13 protein-coding genes and 1 pseudogene are annotated in these 19,448 nt (G+C 57.6%); 6 read left to right on the plus strand and 8 right to left on the minus strand.

The window, feature by feature from the left end; genetic code table 11:
- Window positions 1-27: 27 nt before the first annotated feature.
- The 3 genes from ACWTU7_RS20220 to ACWTU7_RS20230 are packed head-to-tail and all read right to left on the minus strand — an operon-like array spanning window position 28 to window position 2,630.
- Entirely contained in the window at window positions 28-726 is a 699-nt protein-coding gene (locus tag ACWTU7_RS20220; RefSeq protein WP_455839732.1) for a sugar transferase, read from the minus strand.
- The gene (locus ACWTU7_RS20225) at window positions 723-1,859 is read right to left on the minus strand and encodes a DegT/DnrJ/EryC1/StrS family aminotransferase (RefSeq protein WP_455839834.1); all 1,137 of its coding nucleotides are present in this window, start codon (window positions 1,857-1,859) and stop codon (window positions 723-725) included. Before ACWTU7_RS20225 ends, ACWTU7_RS20220 begins: the two co-directional genes overlap by 4 nt.
- 48 nt (window positions 1,860-1,907) lie before the next feature.
- Window positions 1,908-2,630, minus strand: coding sequence for a nucleotidyltransferase family protein (locus tag ACWTU7_RS20230; RefSeq protein ID WP_029352700.1), 723 nt, complete (start codon window positions 2,628-2,630; stop codon window positions 1,908-1,910).
- A 635-nt stretch (window positions 2,631-3,265) separates the two neighbouring features.
- Here ACWTU7_RS20230 and ACWTU7_RS20235 point away from each other — a divergent pair.
- Window positions 3,266-3,940 (plus strand): LuxR C-terminal-related transcriptional regulator, encoded by a 675-nt coding sequence (locus ACWTU7_RS20235; RefSeq protein WP_127208686.1) that lies wholly within the window; start codon window positions 3,266-3,268, stop codon window positions 3,938-3,940.
- 96 nt (window positions 3,941-4,036) lie between these two features.
- On the opposite strand, the gene ACWTU7_RS20240 is transcribed toward ACWTU7_RS20235, so the two are convergent.
- Window positions 4,037-5,722, minus strand: coding sequence for a PAS domain S-box protein (locus ACWTU7_RS20240; protein WP_455839731.1), 1,686 nt, complete (start codon window positions 5,720-5,722; stop codon window positions 4,037-4,039).
- Window positions 5,723-6,039: 317 nt separating this feature from the next.
- On the opposite strand from ACWTU7_RS20240, the gene ACWTU7_RS20245 reads away from it, so the two are divergent.
- From ACWTU7_RS20245 to ACWTU7_RS20260, 4 genes are all read left to right on the plus strand, one after another.
- A complete protein-coding gene (locus ACWTU7_RS20245; protein WP_455839730.1) occupies window positions 6,040-6,747 on the plus strand; it encodes a helix-turn-helix transcriptional regulator in 708 nt (235 codons plus the stop codon).
- A 382-nt stretch (window positions 6,748-7,129) separates the two neighbouring features.
- Window positions 7,130-8,497, plus strand: a complete 1,368-nt coding sequence (locus tag ACWTU7_RS20250) for an oligosaccharide flippase family protein (protein ID WP_455839729.1) — start codon at window positions 7,130-7,132, stop codon at window positions 8,495-8,497.
- Window positions 8,494-9,537 carry a glycosyltransferase family 2 protein gene (locus ACWTU7_RS20255; RefSeq protein ID WP_455839728.1) on the plus strand — a complete coding sequence of 348 codons (1,044 nt, stop codon included), beginning with the start codon at window positions 8,494-8,496 and terminating at the stop codon, window positions 9,535-9,537. Before ACWTU7_RS20250 ends, ACWTU7_RS20255 begins: the two co-directional genes overlap by 4 nt.
- 99 nt (window positions 9,538-9,636) lie before the next feature.
- Window positions 9,637-10,686, plus strand: a complete 1,050-nt coding sequence (locus tag ACWTU7_RS20260) for a methyltransferase domain-containing protein (protein ID WP_455839727.1) — start codon at window positions 9,637-9,639, stop codon at window positions 10,684-10,686.
- A gap of 545 nt (window positions 10,687-11,231) precedes the next feature.
- Here the strand turns inward: ACWTU7_RS20260 and ACWTU7_RS20265 are convergent.
- The 4 genes from ACWTU7_RS20265 to ACWTU7_RS20280 all read right to left on the minus strand — a co-directional run bounded on the left by ACWTU7_RS20265 (window position 11,232) and on the right by ACWTU7_RS20280 (window position 17,922).
- Window positions 11,232-13,352 (minus strand): GumC family protein, encoded by a 2,121-nt coding sequence (locus tag ACWTU7_RS20265; RefSeq protein WP_455839726.1) that lies wholly within the window; start codon window positions 13,350-13,352, stop codon window positions 11,232-11,234.
- A 94-nt stretch (window positions 13,353-13,446) separates the two neighbouring features.
- On the minus strand, window positions 13,447-15,444 hold the full coding sequence (gene asnB, locus ACWTU7_RS20270; protein WP_455839725.1) for an asparagine synthase (glutamine-hydrolyzing): 1,998 nt from the start codon (window positions 15,442-15,444) through the stop codon (window positions 13,447-13,449).
- 4 nt (window positions 15,445-15,448) lie between these two features.
- Complete coding sequence (locus tag ACWTU7_RS20275) at window positions 15,449-16,702, minus strand: O-antigen ligase family protein (protein ID WP_455839724.1); 1,254 nt, start codon at window positions 16,700-16,702, stop codon at window positions 15,449-15,451.
- Window positions 16,699-17,922, minus strand: coding sequence for a glycosyltransferase family 4 protein (locus ACWTU7_RS20280; protein WP_455839723.1), 1,224 nt, complete (start codon window positions 17,920-17,922; stop codon window positions 16,699-16,701). Before ACWTU7_RS20280 ends, ACWTU7_RS20275 begins: the two co-directional genes overlap by 4 nt.
- A gap of 1,187 nt (window positions 17,923-19,109) precedes the next feature.
- Between ACWTU7_RS20280 and ACWTU7_RS20285 the strand changes: the two are divergent.
- Window positions 19,110-19,448 (plus strand): annotated as a pseudogene (locus ACWTU7_RS20285) (calcium-binding protein); the annotation flags it as partial.

A 19,448-nucleotide genomic window follows, 5' to 3' on the forward strand; every position in this document is an offset into this window, starting at 1 on the left:
ACAGAGCGCGGGCATGCCAAGCCGCTCTCACATGCCGATTGGCGGCGGCGCGACCAGACCGGTCGGCGGCGGCGAAACCAGGCCGAGGACCGCCAGAAAGCCACGCACCATCCAGATGATGTCGGAGGTGACCGTGCGCTGCGGATAATAGGCGAGGTCAAGCCTGGCCTTGGCAGGAAACAGAACCTCACGGTAGAAAAGTAGCGGATCCACGGATAGCGGATAAAAATGGGCTTCATGCCGGAAAAGAACCTGGGCCGGACCCAACAGGCCCGGCTTGTATTGTAGAACGGCCTCAAAGCCACCGCGGAAACAATCGGCGAAGACAAGGCTCTCCGGTCGCGGTCCGACAATTGCCATCTCGCCTCTGAAGACATTCCACAGTTGCGGGAGCTCGTCGAACTTGGTGGCGGCGAGGAACCGACCTATTCTCGTCATGCGGCTGTCGCCGGCCATGGTCAGCGCCAAGCCACCGGGATCGCATCGCACCGCGAATTTGCGAAACTTATACATGCGGAACGGCCGCCCACCGGCACCCACGCGGGTCTGCGTAAAGAAGATGGGCCGGCCGCCTTCCAGTAAGAGCGCTAGGGCGATCACCAGCATCAGCGGAGCGAAGCCTATGGCGGCTGCTGTAGCGATCACGAGATCAATTGCACGTCTCGCAAACCCATGGGCGGCGCTTGAGACAACAGATCGATGGATGGATAAATCCAAGGCATTCATGCTGCTGTTCCTGCTTGGGCGCAACTGTGGACTGCAGCGGCAAGAGCGGCCGCCACTGATTCGACGACAGGCGCGGTGATCTGGGGATGCAGTGGCACCGTGAGCTCACGCTGGGCAAAGTCCTCCGTCCGCGGCAAATACGTGCCGGGGAAAAGCTCGCGATAGAGCGTCATCTGGTGCACCGGCGGATAGTGGATGGTGGTTTGTATTCCTTGCCTGCGCAATTCATCGATGACGTCTTGCCTGTCAGCGTAACGCGGCAAAAGGACAGGCATGATATGATAGGCGGACGTCCGCGGCTCGTGGAACGGAACTGTCACGGCCGGACAATGTTTTGCGATCAGACGTCGATATAGCATGACCAGAATACGCCTGATCTCGTTCCACTCCTCCAAATTCTGCAGCTGGACCAGTCCGATTGCAGCGCGCATTTCATCCATGCGATAGTTGAATCCGAGCATGGTGACATCGTACTGCGGCGTGCGACTGTTCAGCCTCTGGTGTGTCCCCGTGGTCATGCCGTGCCCACGAGCCTGGCGGATTGTCTCAAGCAGCTTGGGATCTCGGGCAATCACGGCCCCACCTTCCGCTGTGGTCATATTCTTGTTGCCATAGAAGCTGAAGGCGGCCGCGGCACCAAATGTACCTACCTCCTTCAGGCCGGGCGCATGCGCGGCATCCTCGATGATCTGCAGCCCTCGGGCACGAGCGAACTTCTGCCATTCTTCCCGATTGGCGAGATAGCCGGCAAAATGTACGAGAATGACCGCCTTGGTGCGCGCAGTGCATCGCGCTTCAGCTTCCACGATCGACATCAGCGGCACGTCGGCCGACTCGATATCGACAAAGACCGGAGTGGCACCGACGTAGAGAACCGCGTTTGCGGTCGCCACGAAGGTCATTGACGGGACCAGCACTTCGTCGCCTGGTCCGATACCGAGTGCATGTAGAATGAGATGAAGCGCTGCAGTACAAGAATTGACCGCGACGCAATCCTCTGCACCATGCATGTGGGCAAAAGCCTCTTCAAAGGCTCTCACCTGCTCTCCCATGGTCAGCCACCCGCTATCGATGACCTTGGACAAAGCTGCCTTCTCCGGCACACCCAAAATTGGGGCACTGACCAAGAGCATCATAACCTCCTAGACTGTTGGACTTGGGGATCGGCTTTCGCGATCTCGTCATGCGGCCGTGGCAGTGACCTCGATCGAGGCCGACTGGTCTTCCCAGGAAATGGCTTGTGCATTCTGGAAATCGTCGACGCGCCCAATATCGAGCCAGAGGCCATCATGCTTGTACACGTGGACAGTTGTACCGTTCTGCATCATCTGCAGCATCAGGTCGTCAAACCCGAAGGGAATGCCAGATGGAATAAACTGCAGAACGTCTGGATTCATGCAGTAGATTCCCATGCTGACCAGGTGCGAAAGCGTCGGCTTCTCGCGAAAGATCTGCACGGTGTTGTCGACTTCGTCTATGACGCCGAAGTCCATTTTGATCAGGCGGCAGGCTGTCGCGATCGTCACCGGATCGGTGTGCTTGCGGTGCGCTGCCACAAATCGACTGAGGCTTAGATCGGTAAGGACATCGCCGTTGAGGACTATGAATGGTTCTGTCAGCTCATCTCTGATCAAGGAGAGCGGTCCGATGGTGCCGAGCGGCTCCATTTCTTGCGTGTATCGAATTTTCAGGTTCCACTGCGAGCCATCTCCGCATACGGTGCGGATCAAGTGGCCGAGATACCCGGTTGTGATGTAGACCTCTTGGATGCCATTGCGTCGCAGCCATTTCAGAAGCATCTCAAGAACCGGTCGAGCACCGATCGGCATGAGCGGTTTCGGCAAGACCGATGTGAAGGGGCGAAGGCGTGTCCCCATTCCACCACATTGAATCACTGCTTTCATCTGGTCCTCCCATGTTCACTCGACCTGAACGCCATCGTTGCGGCCACAGCATCCGGAAAGCCGCGTTCTTGTTCTCTTAAAGGACCGGTGAGGTTTCCCGCCGGCCCTGATCCGGACATTGTAGCTAGATGGTATGTGGCCGTCGGGGGGGATGTCGTCGTGCATTCGAATGGTAGCGATTCAGACATTCTGGTATTCAATAACCGTGCCGATCGACGAAGGCTGGCGCCTGTCGCAGAGACAGGCTCGGAGCGCGCTTCAGCGATCACTTCTTGGCCGATCAGCTTGGGACCACAAGACCGACAAAACCCGAATGAGTGCTTACAATGAGCCTAGTATCCATCATTCGCCGGAACGACCTAGGACAACCCGGCGATTGCGCGGTATTGGCATCGAAGCGAGCTGCTGGGACACGGGTCTTGGAGGCTGAGAACGAATGTTCGACAGGTCAGCCGGCTCCGTTCGCGGATTCAAAAAATAAGAGGAGCGTTTCCCGTCATTTAGGATTATATTAGCAATCTGACGCTTGCGGTGTTGGGGCATCGCAGGTGTTGACTGGATGAATCGACGAGTGGTCGGCCACGACTTTAAGGCCATCACCGTTCAATCATTCCAGGATTCGTTGGGGTAGTTCAATGTATCGAATCGTCATCGCCGACGATCACGGCTTGTATCGTCGTGGCTTGCGATTGGCACTGACCGCAGGCATTCCAGGTGTGGAAATATTTGAGGCGTCGTGTTTCGATGCCGTACTCAGTCTGCTGGCGGAACAGGCGTCAGTTGATCTTGCGATCCTGGACCTGAACATGCCGGGATTGTTCAATCAGGAAGTGCTCAGCGGCATTCTGTCGGCTTATCCGGATACACGCTTTGCGATCGTTTCCGGGAATGATTCACGTTCGGAGATACTCACGGCTCTGTCGATCGGCCTTCACGGCTATATCGTAAAGTCGCAAAGGGACGAGGAGGTCGTCATGGCCGTCAACGAAATCCTTTCGGGCCGCATCTACGTCCCTGCACTTCTGTCGCGCCCCGGAGCCGCACAAGCAACTCACGTACCTACTCCGTCCGAGCATATCCCACATCGACGTACCACCACTGGCAATCTTGGCAGGCTGACCTCGAGGCAAAAGGAGGTCCTCAAGCTGATGGCGGAAGGGTATTCGAATAAGGAAATTGCGCGCGATCTGGAAATCGCCGAAGCGACGACGAAAATTCATGCCGCTGCGGTTCTGCGTGAGCTTGGGGTACGGAATCGGACAGAAGCTGCCGTTATGCTGAAGACTTGGCTAACCAGGGATATCAATTAGAGCGCCGCGTCCTGTTGGGCGCGGCAACGGACGCTCTAAAACTTGAATTTAGGCATTATGGCTTCTAGAAACGAGGCCGATTTTTGCGCCAATGCGTTATGGGCCGATTTCCTTGCGCGACAGCCGCAGCGAATATCGCAGCCCGTGATCCGACATTTCCAACTTGGGCGAGTAACCGACAAGCGGCGCCCCATCCAATCCGAGTATCATGGAACCGAAACCATGACGGACAGCTTTTGAAGTCCGCCGTCGCCCCGATTCCACCCACTCGAACACGATGTCACTACCTGCGTCTTCAGACGCGAACGTCCAATTTACCTCGATCCGACCTTTTGAATCGCCAAGTGCTCCATGTTTCAAGGAATTGGTCGCAAGCTCGTGAACAATCATCGCAAAGCTTTCGGCGGCGCCGCCTGAAATCACAACGGAAGGACCGCTGACCGATATGTCGCGTGTTCCCATATACGGCTGCAACTCCTGGACAACGAGATCGTGGACCATCCCCGACGCATTGCCGTTGCGTGAAAGCAGCAGATGCGTTGCTTCGAGCGCACGAATCCGGTCGACGAGCGTCTCCTTGTACTTGGCGACATTGTTCTCGGGAACATCGACCATGTTCACCAGCGCCGTGATCACAGGGAATAGGTTGCTGAACCTGTGGCGTTGTTCGAGCATAATACGCTCCCGCTTCTTTGCCGCGGCGCGTAGCAGCGTGGTTTGTCGTCGCTCGGTCAGGTCGGCGGCCACGCCGAGCCGCTGTAGACGATCATCGTATTTCTCTTCCCTTCCGCGCAGGGCAACCCAGCGGATATGTCCGTCCGGTCGCCGGACGCGAATCTCGACGTCGTAATTCGTGACTGATGCGAGCTTTCTCGATGCTACCAGCTTTGGCCAGTCCGCCGGATGAATGACGGCTGACAGTTCGTCCAAACGGCGGCTAGCGGCCGGGGGCAGGCCGAGAATGTCCCAGAACGTGCCGGAGCCGGTGACGATCCCGTCTTTAAGGTCGATCCGCCACGTGGCCAGGCGTCCGGCAGACAAAGCGAGATCCAGCCACTCCTTCTGAGCCCGAAGCGCTTCGTGTACGGCTCGTCGTTCCGAGATATCGTCGACCACCACGAAGATGCTCTCTGAGAGAACCCCGTCGGGCACGGATGAAGACAGGGTTAGCCGCGCCCAGAATGCCGAACCGTTCTTTCTTAACAGACGCACCTCCGAAGCGAACGAAGCAGAGTCGTTACCCAGGCCCGCCAGCAACTGCGCCAAGGCATCACGGTCGTCCGGATGAACGAGTGTCTCGAGCCGCAATTGGGCAAGCTCCTCCTCCTCGTAGCCAGTCATCTCACTGAGGCGTCTGTTGGATTGCAGAAGCTCACCTCTCTCGTTGGTGTTTGCGAATCCCATGGCGGCGCGTTCGAAAGCCCAACGGTAGCGGTTTTCGGTTGCTTCGACGGCAGCGAGTCTGGCTTCCGCTACTTCCAGCAGCTCACGCAAGTCCTGCCGCAGCCGATGGAACGTCATGGCAATCACGCCGCCCGAAACCACAAGCAGAATGGCGCGCGCCCAATCTTCGCCGGAGATCTGACCATGCAGGGTGCTTCGTGCCCACAGGCCGGCAGCCACCATCAGGATTGTCGCCGCAAGCGCAGGCCCACGGTCTTCAAGATAGGAAATGATTATAATAGCTGGAATAAATTCCAGAAAACTCGAACCTTCCCCAATATATACTGACGCTTTTGTTTCAAATATCAGTGTAGCAGAGAGTACCAATGCGGAGGCCACATGAGTTAGCAGCCTGCCCGATGGGTTCGAATCCGGCCTGCGCGACTGCGAGTTCATAGGCGTAGACTACAACCATTTGACTAGGCCGTCGAGACTAGAGCAAAAAACGTACAACCTAGTCCGACTGCCGGATTGCCATACCACTATCACAGCGCGCATTTTAACCGACGGGGGGAGGCATGACTTGGTCAGAACTCCTCAGAATATATCGAGTTTCAACGTAATAGGGCCCGTTTTTGCGAGCCCTATGCATACAAGACTGTTTGTAAATCCCGAACAACTTATTTTCGGGCTGTGAAACTTGGGGAGGTTGAAAAATGACTCTGATCGATAGACACAGTGATGTCGTTGTGGGCAAACGATACATTACAATAGGGACCAAGTATAACCCCGACGCGCAGATGCGACCCTCATATGCTTATCCTTTAGCTCGTGCATCGGATCGAGCGGACGCAGGGGTCGACGAACCAAGGAGACGCAGTCTGGAATCCATCACCGGCATGCTTGATCGCATCGGCTGTGGTTATCTCGTACTGAACCGCGAAAGAAAAGTAAGCGAATGGAACGCAGCCGCTCAAACCACATTGGAGCGTCAGGGCGAAGCGGCTGATACAGCCGGTGAGCTTTCGATAGCCCTAAGGCGGCTGATCGCAAATGTTCCGGCCCATTTCCTGCCGGGTTCACTGTCTTGGGTGGTGATCCGCAGCAGAAGCGACAGGCCGGTGATATTGAAAGAGAACGGCCTTATCGCTCCTGATGGAACGAGCATTGTGGCATTGCTGGACCGTGAGAACAGGTCGGGGCCAAATCCTCAGACACTGCAAAGGATGTTTGGCTTGACGAGCGCGGAAACGCACCTTGCGCTGCGCTTGGCTCAGGGCGATGCGCCGTTGGAGATCGCCCGCAGTTGGCGCCTCAGCCGCACCACGATCCGCTCCCAGCTTGCCTCGCTGTTCGCCAAGACCGAAACGAGACGTCAGGCGGAATTGGTAGCTCTTCTGGGGCGCATTTCGGTATTGCCATAAGGACCTGTTTGGGTCCCAAGCGCCGGGCATCGGCCCCTGCAGATCGCGCGTCGCGTCGCGCGGTTGGTGGTGCCGGCTTTTGCTCGGCTACGCCCGGCTCCGAAGCGCCGGCGTCCAACTTCAGCAGTCGGGAATATCAAGCCGGGGATAATTCGACACGGTCGGGCCAATGCGGAAGCGTCGCCGAGGGAGTGGTACGAGCGCTCGCCGCATTGGCACTTTTATACCGCTGATCCTGCAACAAGTTCGCAGCCTTTCGCATCCACAATATTGGCAAGGGCCGGCCCGAGAAGATCGACCGGCCGACCATCGTTCAGACGAATGATGGCGAGGTTCGGGACCCATCGTAAGCTCCGGTAAACCTTCTCGGAATCTCGCTCTCATGTCCCAAAGCTACTTTCTGAGATACCGGACGGTTCCTGCGGTCGAGAAAATGATCACCGGTGTTCCGCCGAGGCCGATTGGCAAAATCCTTCGCGCGGCGGGAGGCGTTTCGGCGATGGCGATCGCCGGCCAGCTTACCCTCGTTGCTGCTATTCCCGTGTTGGCCCGGCTCTATTCTCCGGCAGATTTCGGGATCTTCACGATTTATCTATCGATCGTAAACATCCTAGGCGCGATCGCAGCACTGCGCTTCGAGGCCTCGCTCTATGGCGTCAAGGACAATGCGCGGGCGTACGTCACTGTAAAGCTCATTCTTCTGGCTGTCGTGGTGACGAGTGTTGTCGCCTTTGCGGCAGGACAACTGTTGTCGAGCATCGTTCCCGCGCGCGTTAGCCACCTCGTCTGGCTCGTTCCACTTGGGATCGCAGGCGCAGGCCTCGTCGAGGCCGTGAACTGTTGGAGTTTACGTGCAGGTCTTCTACGCGACTTTGCTCTCGGCCGCCTGATCTTGCCGGCGACCATGGCCTTGTTGCAGTTGATTTTCGGTCTCGCCCATTTCCGAGGTGAGTCGATGGTGCATGCTCATATCCTGAGCCAATTCATCTTTATCGGAATCCTTAGCTGTCGGATTCTGAGCTGGGAAGACATACGCGGCATAGCCCGAGCGCGGTGGCGAACCGTCTTTGCCACCGCCAGGCGAGAATACAAATTCCCGTTGTTCGACATTCCATCGGCTCTCGCGAGTTTCGCCATCATCAATCTTCCCGCGATTCTCGTTGGTTCGCTGTTTGGCGCCGCCTTTGCGGGTTACTTGGGAGTCGCAGCGCGGCTCGTGACTGCACCCGTCACGCTGATCGCCACTCCGCTCAGCAATGTTTTTGTCGCCGAGGCGAACAAAAAAAGCAATCGCGGACATCTGCTCGGCGCCGCACGCGGCCTCTTGATTCTCGCAGCCGGCCTTACTGCATTACCGATCCTGGCGCTTGGGCTGGCTGCGCCATATATCGTCGTTCCTCTCCTGGGCGAGCCTTGGGTTCCCGCCGCAGAACTTATGACCGCGCTGGCGTTCATGGGGGCTGCGCAGGCGTTGTCGACGCCGCTTCAAGACGTCCCCGCACTCCTGCGGCGACAGGAGGTACGACTTCTCGTCGACACCGCGCGGACGGCGCTTGTATTCGGTCCACTTCTCTTCGGTGCTGCGGCGGGTTGGGCACCGCTCACCGTCATCTATCTGATGGCGGCCGGCGGCACCGTCGGCTTTGCACTGAAAACGGCGGCATATCTGTATCTTTTGAGCCGCGATGTTCAATCCGCAGGAGCAGCCAGACCAAAGCAGATTCATCGTATCGAGGGAAAAGCACCATGAAGCCATCGCAGCTTGATCAGTTCCAAACGACCGATGACCAAGATCGTCGCGCTGATGCTTCGAGACTGCGCCCATTCATTTCGGTTGCCATTCCAACCTTTCGCCGACCGGACACCATCCGCCGGACGATTGATAGCATCCTGCACCAGGATTTTTCGAGTTGGGAACTGGTCGTCAGCGATGACGAGGGACCAGAGGGACCGACCTGGGCAATTGTGACCGAATATGCACGGACAGAGCCTCGAATCCGAATTGTCGAAAACCGCCGAGGTCGTGGTCAGGTGGAGAATACCAACAATGCCATGCTCGCCTGCGCCGGAGAATGGATCAAGCTGCTGCATGATGATGACTGGCTCGCGCCAGGCGCACTCAAAACATTTGCCGAAGTTTCCAAGAAGCATCCCTCGGCTGCATTCATAACCTGCGCCGCGAACGTGATGGAGGAAAACCGGGTCAAATTCCGTTTGGCACCGCAAGACCGAGAACGGGTTTCGGTCTATTCAAGCCAGCAATGCCTGACCGACCTCTATCTGGTCCGCACGACGCGAACCCTTGGGATCATCCCATCGACGCTGCTAATCAACCGCGAGGTCATTCACGCCGGTTGTCTGATGCGCGCGCACAAATCGATCCCGGCCGGAGTCGACCAACTGTTCTTTGTCGACCTAGCCCGCCACGGAGACATGGTCGCAATAAACGATGGCTTGATCTTCTACGACGCGACGAACCATCCGAGTATCACGACATCCAAGAATTTCGACGATGTGGACCAAGTAACGCTTGCTGTCAAGCAGCTTAACTGGAACCTCATTGAAGATCGGAAGCACCTCCCCCGCCCTGAGACTGTGTTGCGGGCGCTGCGCGTTGCTCGTATCCCACTGAGATTTCATCGCCAGCCCTGGCGAGCGACCATCCGAGATGCCGTACAAATTCTTCGCCCATCGGTTTTGAAAGTCGCGAGCCAGCATTTTCTTGCTTACATGCTCAGAATCCGTCCGACACTAGGCCCATTGCATAGCCGCAGGCGATTTGGCTCCTGAGCGTGACAGCATAGTCGAGCGCGGCGGCGGCCGGCTGGTGCGCACGTCGTATAACCGTCGAAGGCGGCTTCCTTCGGTCAGGCTTTAGAGGTAGGCGAGATGACCATTTGTCCGGCGTGTGGCAGTGTATCAACTGCCCGATTATTCGAGGTGACAGCAGACGAGGCCTCGCGACATTTCATCAATCCACGTCAGGATCCCGATCGCTCTCGAAAGTTAACGAGCTACCTATCGGATCTCTGGGGCAGCAACACATGCGATATCCGCAAATGTGCAGATTGCGGATTCGGTTTTGCAGATCCCTTCGTCCCGGGCGGCGTTGAATTTTATAACTTAGCCTGGGCGTACCCTTCCTATCCGACCATGAAATGGGAGTATGCAAGGACAATCGAAGAGCTCGCAGGTCTGAAGACTCACAGTAAAACTGCCCTCGAAGTGGGAGCCGGATTCGGGTATTTTCTCGATCGCGTCAAGAATAAATTCTTCCATACTTCTGATATTTCTGCGGTCGACTACAACGAAACATCTCTATCCGTGTTGGCGTCGAAAGGCTTCAAGACCTTTTCGAGCGACTTTCGAGCGGACAGCTTCGATTCTATGAAAGAATCCTTCGACTTTATTTTCATGTTTCAAGTCTTCGAGCATATGGGCCAAGTGGACGACGTCTTTGCTCGATTGAAATATCTTCTAAAGGCGCAAGGATCTGTCTTCATTGCCGTGCCAAATGAAAACAGAACGTACTATATGGAGTCCCATGGCTCGCTCGTAGACATGCCACCAAACCACATAGGCCGGTGGACGAAAGAAGCGTTTGACGCCATATGTCAGCGGCACGGCTTGCAATTGAGCAAATGCGAGCGGGAGCCGTTCAATCTCGCCAAATTCCTGAAGCAAGACATCATACACAGCTTTTTGCGAAAGGGACAGAAACCAGGTAGCGTGAGTGAGTTCGTGCGCGCCCTGCCGCGAAGCAAAGCGCAACGGATTGCGCAAGGTTTGACTGCCCTTGCGATTTCACCATCACGGTTGCCGGCATGGGCGTACGCGGTCAGGAACGCGTCGACGCTGGGCGGGAGCGCGCTCTGGACGAAGATCGACAAAGTCTTGTCACCGGCGCTAGGGACTGATCGCCAAGCCAAGCAGCAATGAACGGCTTGGCGGCGATGGACAGCCTCGCTCACGTATCGAATCGTGGAATCACGCTTGTCTACCCCGTCGAGCCGCTTGTTCCAAACGCGCCACGCCGAAGGGTGAGCAGTTACCCCAGTCAAGCCGGAGCGGCAATCTAGCTTCCCGCCCTGTGGGCAAGGCGTCGATCACATGAAATCGATCCCGCGTGAAGGCGCGCCGCGGCCTTCCGATCTAGTGTGGAACGTCCTTCGCCTGCCTGGCAAGCACCCGGCAGCCTGGTGGTCGAAATCATCTCGCAGAGGCAAGCGGCTTGGCGACTTCCTCGCTCAGCTTCGCGCAGCGGCCTCAGGCGCGACGACTAACGCGGTCTGGTTCTGGCATTCTCATGAATGTTTATCCTGGCCAAGAGGTTGCGTTGTGACATTCGCAATGTCGCGCCCAAGCCCGGATGAACTCGCTCCATGGGAACGACAGCTAGCGGCGGATGGGCCGCGCCTCGCAGCCGAAGGGAATTCAACCAAGCGACGGCTGGCGGGAACTGTGCGCAGCAGAAGCCGCACTCGTCATGCCCTCTCAAGCAAGAGATCGGCGCTGTCCCCGAACTGGTAACCAGCGTGCTTTTTGAGATTAACCTGCGTGAGAACGCTCCCCACTGGGACCGGAGCTGACGCATCGCCCACAAGCAAATCCAGAACGCCACGCGCGATGCTGCGACGCGTCTTCCCCCAACGAACAGCGAAAAGAACCACGTTGGCCCAGCCCGTCAGGAGCCTGGCCTCGGGCCCTCCAAGCCCCAGCGGTCCATTTATGATGACGACGCTATAGATCGAGCGCAACTCATCCAAGAACAGGGAGCTGTCGACCTTGGACAGCAGCGACAGCAGATCCTCCGAGGGTGCGATTGCCATGAAGTCGATTCCGGTTTCAGACGTTAGTGCGATTGCATCGTGCAGGGCGCAACGGTCGCTCACATAGGCTCCGAAAGAATTGTGCGGCTTGGGTGCGCCGAACTCGTCCGTGAGGCGAGAGCCCGTGCGGTCAAGATCGAGGAAAAGCACTCGCCCGCCCAGTCGGGTGGCTGCCAAAGCCAAGCTCCATGCAAGCTCGGTCTTGCCGTCGTGCTGGACGCTCGACGTTACAAGGATTACGTGCGACGAGCGATCTCTCGCCTGATTGGGCGCCGCAGTGACAAGCAGGGACATCACGGCTCGGCTGTATCTGGATTCCTGCTGGCCTAAAACGAGCTGTTTCAGTCGCCTCGCGTGCGCCGTGGGAGCTTGGGGTATCAGCCCTAGGCACGGAACCCTGAGCGCTGCTTCAGCTTCGGCTTCGCCGCGCAAAGTGCGATCGAAGCGTTGGCGAACAAGTATAAAGATCCCTCCAATCATGCCAAACACGATCATGCCGGGCGGAATAAGGAAAATTGGCGAAAGAGTTGTTGGAACGGCAGGCGGCCACGCCGCTGAAAGAATCGCGACCCCGGGGGATGGACTAGCAATACGCCGCATCAAATCCTGTTGCCGGGTCAAAAGGTCGTTGTATCGCTGCGTCAGGATGCTGACCTGCGGCTCGAGAGCGCGCAATCCGGAAAGCCGGCCGGCTGTATCGGCCACCACCGCATCTAAGACATCCTTACGCTTTTGCAGCGCCGCAATCTGAGAGCGATAGATGTTCGCCTCAGCAGCGATGCGGGCGGTTTCTTGTTCGATCTCACGGTTGATCGCATTTGTGACATTCTTATCCGTTGTGCCGTTGGCCTGGCGAGCCAAGAGGTCGGCCAGCACGGGTGATCCAATGGCTGCGGCTAATGAGCCGACCGACGCGCCCTCCTTTCGCAGGTCCTGAATATGTTGGAGTCGAGATTCCGTCGCGGAGAGATCCGCTTTCGACAGGGAAATCTGCTGGGTGAGTTCGGCTGTCTCCTTGGCAGCGTTGTCGGCCGCACCTTGATCGACTGCGCCATGGCTCAGCCGATACCTTTCCAGACGATCAGTCGCTTCTGCGAGACTGCTTTGTATAGCCGGCAGTCCGGCGGCTATCGAGGCGAGTTCCAGCCTGTCCGATGCCTGGCTTTTTCTTGCAAGATCGCCGACGTACACTTGAACGAACGTATTAGCCACCAGAGCGGCTCGCACCGGATCATCATCGGTGAAGCCGACGCTGATAACTCTCGATCGCAGCTCCTGTCCAATCCTTATGCCCTTACGCAGCACCTTGAGTTCAGCCGCATCTGGCTCCGCCGGCGTACTTTGCGGCCAAATTCTGGCCAGCAGGCCTGTTGAAACCGAGCGCAAATTCGGCGGCTCGACCGGAGCAGGGTTGGGAGGAGAGTTTCCGGTTCCAGCATCAGCCTGTTTAGTAATATTAGTAATATTGGCCGCGTCCGTTTTGCGCAGCGCTGCCACTACGCTTCGCAGGTGGCTTTGCGACGAGAGCATGGTGATATGGTCGTCAATGCTAGAATCCACCGCTTCCTGAGCAGAGGTCAAGGCGGCGGGCGCCACTCTGCCAGGCGCGTCGACGATTACCTGTGTGGTGGCCTCGTATAGGGCGGGCCGTGCAAGCCCCGCAGCCGCGGCCAAGACACCGCCTGCGATGGCCATGGCCAGCAGGAACCATTTTTTTCTTGAGACGGTAATGAGGAGCTGATGGAACGGGGTTTGAGTGTCGATCTGCTCGCGCAACGGGCGTCTCATGCGCGGATTGATTTCGCGCGCAGGTCCGTGCGTCTCGGTAACGTGCGGAAGGTGGATGCGGCTAGCTATGGACCCTTCCATCTTAAACTCCTGTAAGTTCGGGCACGCGAGAAAGCCCCGTTGCTGTTACCGATGGCCGTCTTGCCTCGTTGCGCCACGCCTGGAACATGAACGCCGGCCACAATTCGCGAGAATGATCGTGCCTGCCGTCGACGTGATCGCGCCAGCACGCATCCACCTTCGCATAGTCGAGAATCCCGTCTCCGGAGAGACGGATATCGGCGACAAGATCGTTGGCCCAAATGCGCAGCGGGCCTCTCAGCCAGACTGCTATGGGAACATCGAAACCTTGCTTCGGCCGTTCGATCAGCCGCTGCGGAACATAACGACGCAGCAACTGACGAAGGATCCACTTGCCTCTGCCATTACGAACCTTCGTATTCGTCGGCAGACGCCAAGCGAATTCGACAACCCGGTGATCGAGCAGCGGGCACCGCCCCTCGAGGCTGTTGGCCATGCTGGCGCGGTCCAGCTTCACCAATATGTCGCCGGGCAGGTATCCGGCCATGTCGTCGTACAAGAGACGGGATAGCAGCCCGTCAAGCCGGCGCTCGACGTGAATTGATGCGGGCGGCTGGTGGAGGGTGAGGTTCTCGGTCGACGATCCCGTCAGTCGCCGATATAACTCGTCCTCATCGGCTGCGGCGAGTAATTGAGCGAGGCGATTCAGGCGGTCGCTCCGCAGCGCGTGCCGTGCACCCGCCGAAAGCGGCAGCTTGCCGACGAGATCATGACGGGCTGCACGGGCCAGTAACCCAGTGCCTGCCGCAAGCGCCTGACGCAGTGCTGACGGCAGAGTATGCTGTCGTCTCAGTCGGGCCGCCATGAAGTGGCGGGCGTAGCCGGCGAAGCTTTCATCGCCGCCGTCGCCCGACAGAGCCACCGTAACGTGTTGGCGGGCGAGCCGCGCCACCAGCAGAGTTGGTATCTGGGATTCGTCGGCGAAAGGCTCGTCCCAGATCTGCGGCAATTCTGGAATGACTTCGCGCGCGGCGCCGGCCGAAAGGTGAAGTTCAGTATGGTCGGTGCCCAGATGGCGTGCGACTTCCGCGGCGTGGGGAGCCTCATCGAACCCGCCCTCTCCGAAAGCGATTGTAAACGTGCGCACTGGCTTTTCGGATTGAGCCTGCATCAGGGCCACAACGGTGGAGCTGTCGATTCCGCCCGACAGGAAGGCTCCCAGCGGAACGTCAGCGATCATGCGCTCCCGAACGGCAAGTCGGAGGAGGCCGTCCAGCTGATTGGTAAGTTCTTCGTCGCTGCCGGCGACCTGCTCCGCTCGCCCTTTCGTGGCGGCTTCGGCCAGAGACCACCAGTATCGGATGCGATCCGAAAGGGAGGCGGCACTGCGTGCCTCGGCGAAGTTAGCGGCCGTCACCGACAGGACCGAGCCGGGTGGCAGCTTGAACACGCCTCGCCAGATGCAACTGCTATCCGGTACCCATCCCTTCGAAAGCATCGCCGCGGCCGCATCGAGATCGAGCTCCTGATAGAAACCTGGAAAACGATTGATGGCCTTCAACTCGGAGGCAAAAACGAGCGCATCGCGTGTTGAAGCAACATAGAGTGGCTTTTTGCCCATTCGGTCGCGGGCAAGATGAAGGGTCCTCGTCTTCAGGTCCCACAATCCAAATGCGAACATGCCGGCGAAGCGTGTGAGCGCCTTATCGAGGCCCCAACTCTCGATGGCGCACAGCATGACTTCGGTATCGCTGGTACCCCGGAAATGACGGCCCGCACTTTCCAGCTCGCGGCGAAGATCGTGGAAATTGTATATTTCGCCGTTGAAAGTAATGACATATCTGCCGCTTTCGGAATGCATCGGCTGACGGCCCGCCTCCGACAAGTCAACAATGGCCAAACGCCTGTGACCGAAGGCAAGCCCAGCTTCGCTGTGTGTCCAGAATGCCTCGCCATCCGGCCCGCGGTGACGAAGCGCAGCCGTCATTTGCTCTATTGCCCTCAGCGGCTCCGTATCGGCTGAATTGGGGGCTAGAAGAATTCCGGCAATCCCACACATGCCACTACCCCAGGTTGTTAGACGTTGCCGAAACCGCTCGCGGAGTACCCGCAACAAGGCAGATGGTCAGCACAAACCACACGATCGGGTGGCGGATGATCAGGTGCGGCATCCCGAAAATGATGATTGACACCACGAGCGTCAGCAGCGCGTCGAGCTGCGCACGCCACGCCGACATGATGGCGGCGCCGACGATCCAGACCAGCGCCAGAACCGCGACGAAACCACCTTGAGTGTACAGATCGAGGATCGTGTTGTGAGCCTCAAAGGGTCGTTCCAGAAATTGCCTCTCGAACACTGGTGGGCGCTCGAGATGCGGACCCGGACCAAGGCCCAACGAACCGGATTCCGCGCCTTTCTCCAACGCTTCGTCCCAGAGATGTACGCGGAGTGCGGCGGTTTGGGCTGTGGCCTCGCCGCCCTTGTCCTTGGTCAGGCCCTTGGCGAGGTTTTCAATGATGCTCGCCTCCGTCAGGATGTAGGGAGTCATCGCCATCGCCAGCGGAAGGATCCCGACCAGCAACAGGAGGACGGCTTGCCGAGAAAGGCTGACCCTGTTGCCACCTGTCTTGAGCCACGATCTGATCCGCAGCCCGAGGAACGCCAGGCAAGTCAGGATACTGGTAAACAAATACGTATCGCTCTTCGTCAGCCTCCCGACATAGAAGGTCAGGAACAAGCTGGCGATCCCAAGAAACCTGCCCCATCGATTGCTGGTGGTGGTCGCAAGATGCAAGGCCAGCGGGCCAAAGATTGCGCAGTAGAGCGCGAGCTGGTTTGGATTATGCGACCAGCCGCGAAAGCGATCCCAGTACCAGGGATCGACGCCAGCTCGGGGGATCCACCCCCAGCCCTGGCCCAACTGAATCACAAGCGCCGCATTCGCGACGCCCACCACCCACCAACCAGTACGACGGAGATGGCGATCAGCGTCCGGTTCTGCAGCGGCAAGGCAGGTGATACTGGCCAACAGTACGTAGGCCATCGTATCGTGCATCAGCCCCGTCATGTATAGAACTGTGGTCAGATAGCCGACGATGGTACCGACCCCGATAGCAAGCACCATGATCGTCCAGAAGCTTGCAAGGCGTGTCAGCGCCGGCCTGGTCTCCAGGCGACCGCCGGCGAGTACGCGCCCAATCGACAGCATGATCCAAAGCACGAGGAACACTTCGCCGACCCCAACGGGCAACCCCGGAATGTCCAGTTGGACCGCATAGGCCATTGCGAGGCCGCAGGCCAGGATCACGTCCCTCATCGGCTCGCTCCACCCAATCGACGGTTTGCGGCATTCTCTTCAAGCAAAAGAGGAGGCGCCGGTCGAACAAGGCCGCCTAGGGACCTGTCGCTAAGGACATTTTTGTACAGGTCGCAATACTGGTCTGCGACCCAAGGCAGCGCGAACTGCTCCCGGACGAGTTCGACAGACCGGCCGCCCATGATCTTTCCGCGACCACGGTCGGACAGGATGTCTATTATTCGAGACGCAAGGCCATCAGCATCGTGCGGTGGGACGAGATAACCGTTCCATCCGTCTTCAACTACGTCATTGCAGCCAGGCATCCTTGAGGCTACGATAGGCAATCCCGCCAGTCCTGCCTCGAGCAGCACGCGCGGGATCCCTTCCCGATATTGTGTCGGAAAGGCGAACAGATCGGCCATGCCAAGAAGGGCAGGAACATCGTGTCGTGGACCCAGGGCGATGACCTGAGGAGCGTATCGATCTATGTCCGACTTATCGACGGCAAAGGGACCCTCGGATTCCCAAGGGCCGACAAGCACGAAGCGCGCGTCCGGCCTTTTAGACAGGATGTGGGGGATTGCTTTGAGGAGTGTCGGGATACCCTTCTGGCGGGTCAGCCGACCGACAAAAATTACGACTTCAGCGGACTGAAGCCCAAGATCTTTGCGCATTTTGGCCGCTGACGGGGCAAGATGCCTTGCCGTGGCGAACGCATCGACGTCGATTCCAGAACTGCGGATCAGCCGCCCGCTGCCGCGTCCGATCAGTCGATAGCGCTCAAAGAAAGCCTGATCGTCCCGATTTTGGAAGACCGTCGCAGCCGTCCAGAAGGACGAAAGCCATTGCAGTCCACAAAAGACTGGACGCAGAGCCAGAGCCCGTGGCTCCAGCGACGAGAATGTCCAGCCCAGACCATTGATCGTGCGGATCACTGGAACCTTCCCGCGTGCGGCAAGCGGCGTCAGCAGGTTCGGTTTGGTGTCGAAACTTTGGACAATGTCTGGTCGCAGTTCCGACATTAATTTTCGAATCGCCCTGATGGCGCTCCATTCTCCGCTGCCACTGGCAAATCGGTCGAAACCGTAGCGGCGATGCGGAATACCATGCCGCAAGAAAGCAGCTTCACCGCCACTTGAGACTGCAGTGACCCGGAACCCCCTTTCCCGCAGCGACATCAGGAGCGGAATTCTCAAGGCGTGATCCTCGCCTCCCACGCACATAAGATGCGGGTTCATCCTGCCTCTCCAGAACGGGCGCTGTGCCCCGATTGCGCGAAGTGGCCGGCTTTTAAGTCTGCTTTCATGGGGTTCGCTACTTCTTTGCGCCTGATGCCAAGTCCACGGTAGGGGTAGGCTTGCCTACTGTCCTCGTCTGTTTGAATGAGGCAAACCGCGTTTGGATCAAGGTGTTGCTAACATCGGGCGGTTGAGTTCCCGGCTTGATAAGGCAGGTCCACCCAAAGGGTTGCAGCAGTGTCAAACGAGGCCGTAGGGCCGGCTCCTTGACGAGCATAGCGTGGTGCGGAACGACGGGTGTGGCGGGATATTTGCGCTGCGAAGTTGAGGAAATCCTGCGGACAACCCCTGGCGAGGCGAGCGAGACTGCGCCTCCACCGTATGTTGTTCCGTTGCCGGCTCACCGGCATTCTCTCAGATCTCGGTCTGGGCCGGAGCTTCGGCCGTCCGAACATTGTCCCGGTGGCGGCCCGGCGCCTCGGTGGGCTGGTTGAATTGCATCTCAGTCACAACTAGCCTGAGATTTGGCCCTCCTGGCGAGTCGGGGATAAGCCAAACCTGACCATTTCCGACGCCGGCATCCTCAGCTCTCGTTGTTATCGGGTTGTGAGCGAGCACCTGTCCACCGTCTGTCCACAACAAATTTGGTTTCGACATTAGGGAACATGGTCCGGTTAAGTATCTAGCTTAACGTCGGCCGGGGTTGCCCGCGGGAGAATGCGTATCATACAGAAAAGAGATTTCTTTAACCGCCGCTCGTGTTTCTATTCGCGGTCTCTAGTCTCCGTAAGTTAAGATTCGAATGCTTTCACGCTCTTCTATGGCGGTGACATCAACAAGTCTTCATCACACATCCGCAAACTTGAACACCGTTCATATTTTATTAAAACTCGGTTTAGTAGGCAAAAATCCCATCATTAGAGTTGAATTTGATAAAGAGTTACAACGTTCAATCAGAAAAAATATGTTATCTCCAAGAATAGATTAAGAATCTTACTTGTAACGAGTTATATATTATTCAAATCGGTCGGCGCATCCCAAGTATCTTTTCCTTCCTCGCAGACATCCTAATCAGCGATCAACGATTCTATCAAATGGATGCAGGTATGTGATTTGGAGCTAATATACCCGTCGAGTAGGCAGGCACCGCGGGGGGCTATCGAATCAGACGAAGGATTAAATTGTAGATGGCTACTCTGCACTATACATCGGGTGGATCTGCCACCGAAATCGCAAGCGCCGGCTTCAATCTGGCTGATGTTCAATATGTTTCGGCGGTCAACGAATTGCCGGATGGCATGAAGGGCCTGGTTTATCTTGGCGAGGCCGACGGAGTGACCTCATCGTTCATCGAGAAAGTCACTCCCTTCCTTGGCAATCCGAATGTGTTTGGATTCTATCTCACTGACGAGCCGGATCCCACCGGCAGGTGGGGCACCTACGCAACCGCCGAGAACCTGAAAGCGGAATCCGACTGGATCCATGAGCATTTTCCAGGCGCCAAGACCTTCATCACCATGATGAAC

Source organism: Mesorhizobium sp. BHscii (assembly GCF_053848065.1).

Coding starts and splice junctions, on each gene's coding strand:
- ACWTU7_RS20220 (WP_455839732.1), bottom strand. CDS start 726: ATGAATGCCTTGGATTTATCCATCCATCGATCTGTTGTCTCAAGCGCC.
- ACWTU7_RS20225 (WP_455839834.1), bottom strand. CDS start 1,859: ATGCTCTTGGTCAGTGCCCCAATTTTGGGTGTGCCGGAGAAGGCAGCT.
- ACWTU7_RS20230 (WP_029352700.1), bottom strand. CDS start 2,630: ATGAAAGCAGTGATTCAATGTGGTGGAATGGGGACACGCCTTCGCCCC.
- ACWTU7_RS20235 (WP_127208686.1), top strand. CDS start 3,266: ATGTATCGAATCGTCATCGCCGACGATCACGGCTTGTATCGTCGTGGC.
- ACWTU7_RS20245 (WP_455839730.1), top strand. CDS start 6,040: ATGACTCTGATCGATAGACACAGTGATGTCGTTGTGGGCAAACGATAC.
- ACWTU7_RS20250 (WP_455839729.1), top strand. CDS start 7,130: ATGTCCCAAAGCTACTTTCTGAGATACCGGACGGTTCCTGCGGTCGAG.
- ACWTU7_RS20255 (WP_455839728.1), top strand. CDS start 8,494: ATGAAGCCATCGCAGCTTGATCAGTTCCAAACGACCGATGACCAAGAT.
- ACWTU7_RS20260 (WP_455839727.1), top strand. CDS start 9,637: ATGACCATTTGTCCGGCGTGTGGCAGTGTATCAACTGCCCGATTATTC.
- asnB (WP_455839725.1), bottom strand. CDS start 15,444: ATGTGTGGGATTGCCGGAATTCTTCTAGCCCCCAATTCAGCCGATACG.
- ACWTU7_RS20275 (WP_455839724.1), bottom strand. CDS start 16,702: ATGAGGGACGTGATCCTGGCCTGCGGCCTCGCAATGGCCTATGCGGTC.
- ACWTU7_RS20280 (WP_455839723.1), bottom strand. CDS start 17,922: ATGAACCCGCATCTTATGTGCGTGGGAGGCGAGGATCACGCCTTGAGA.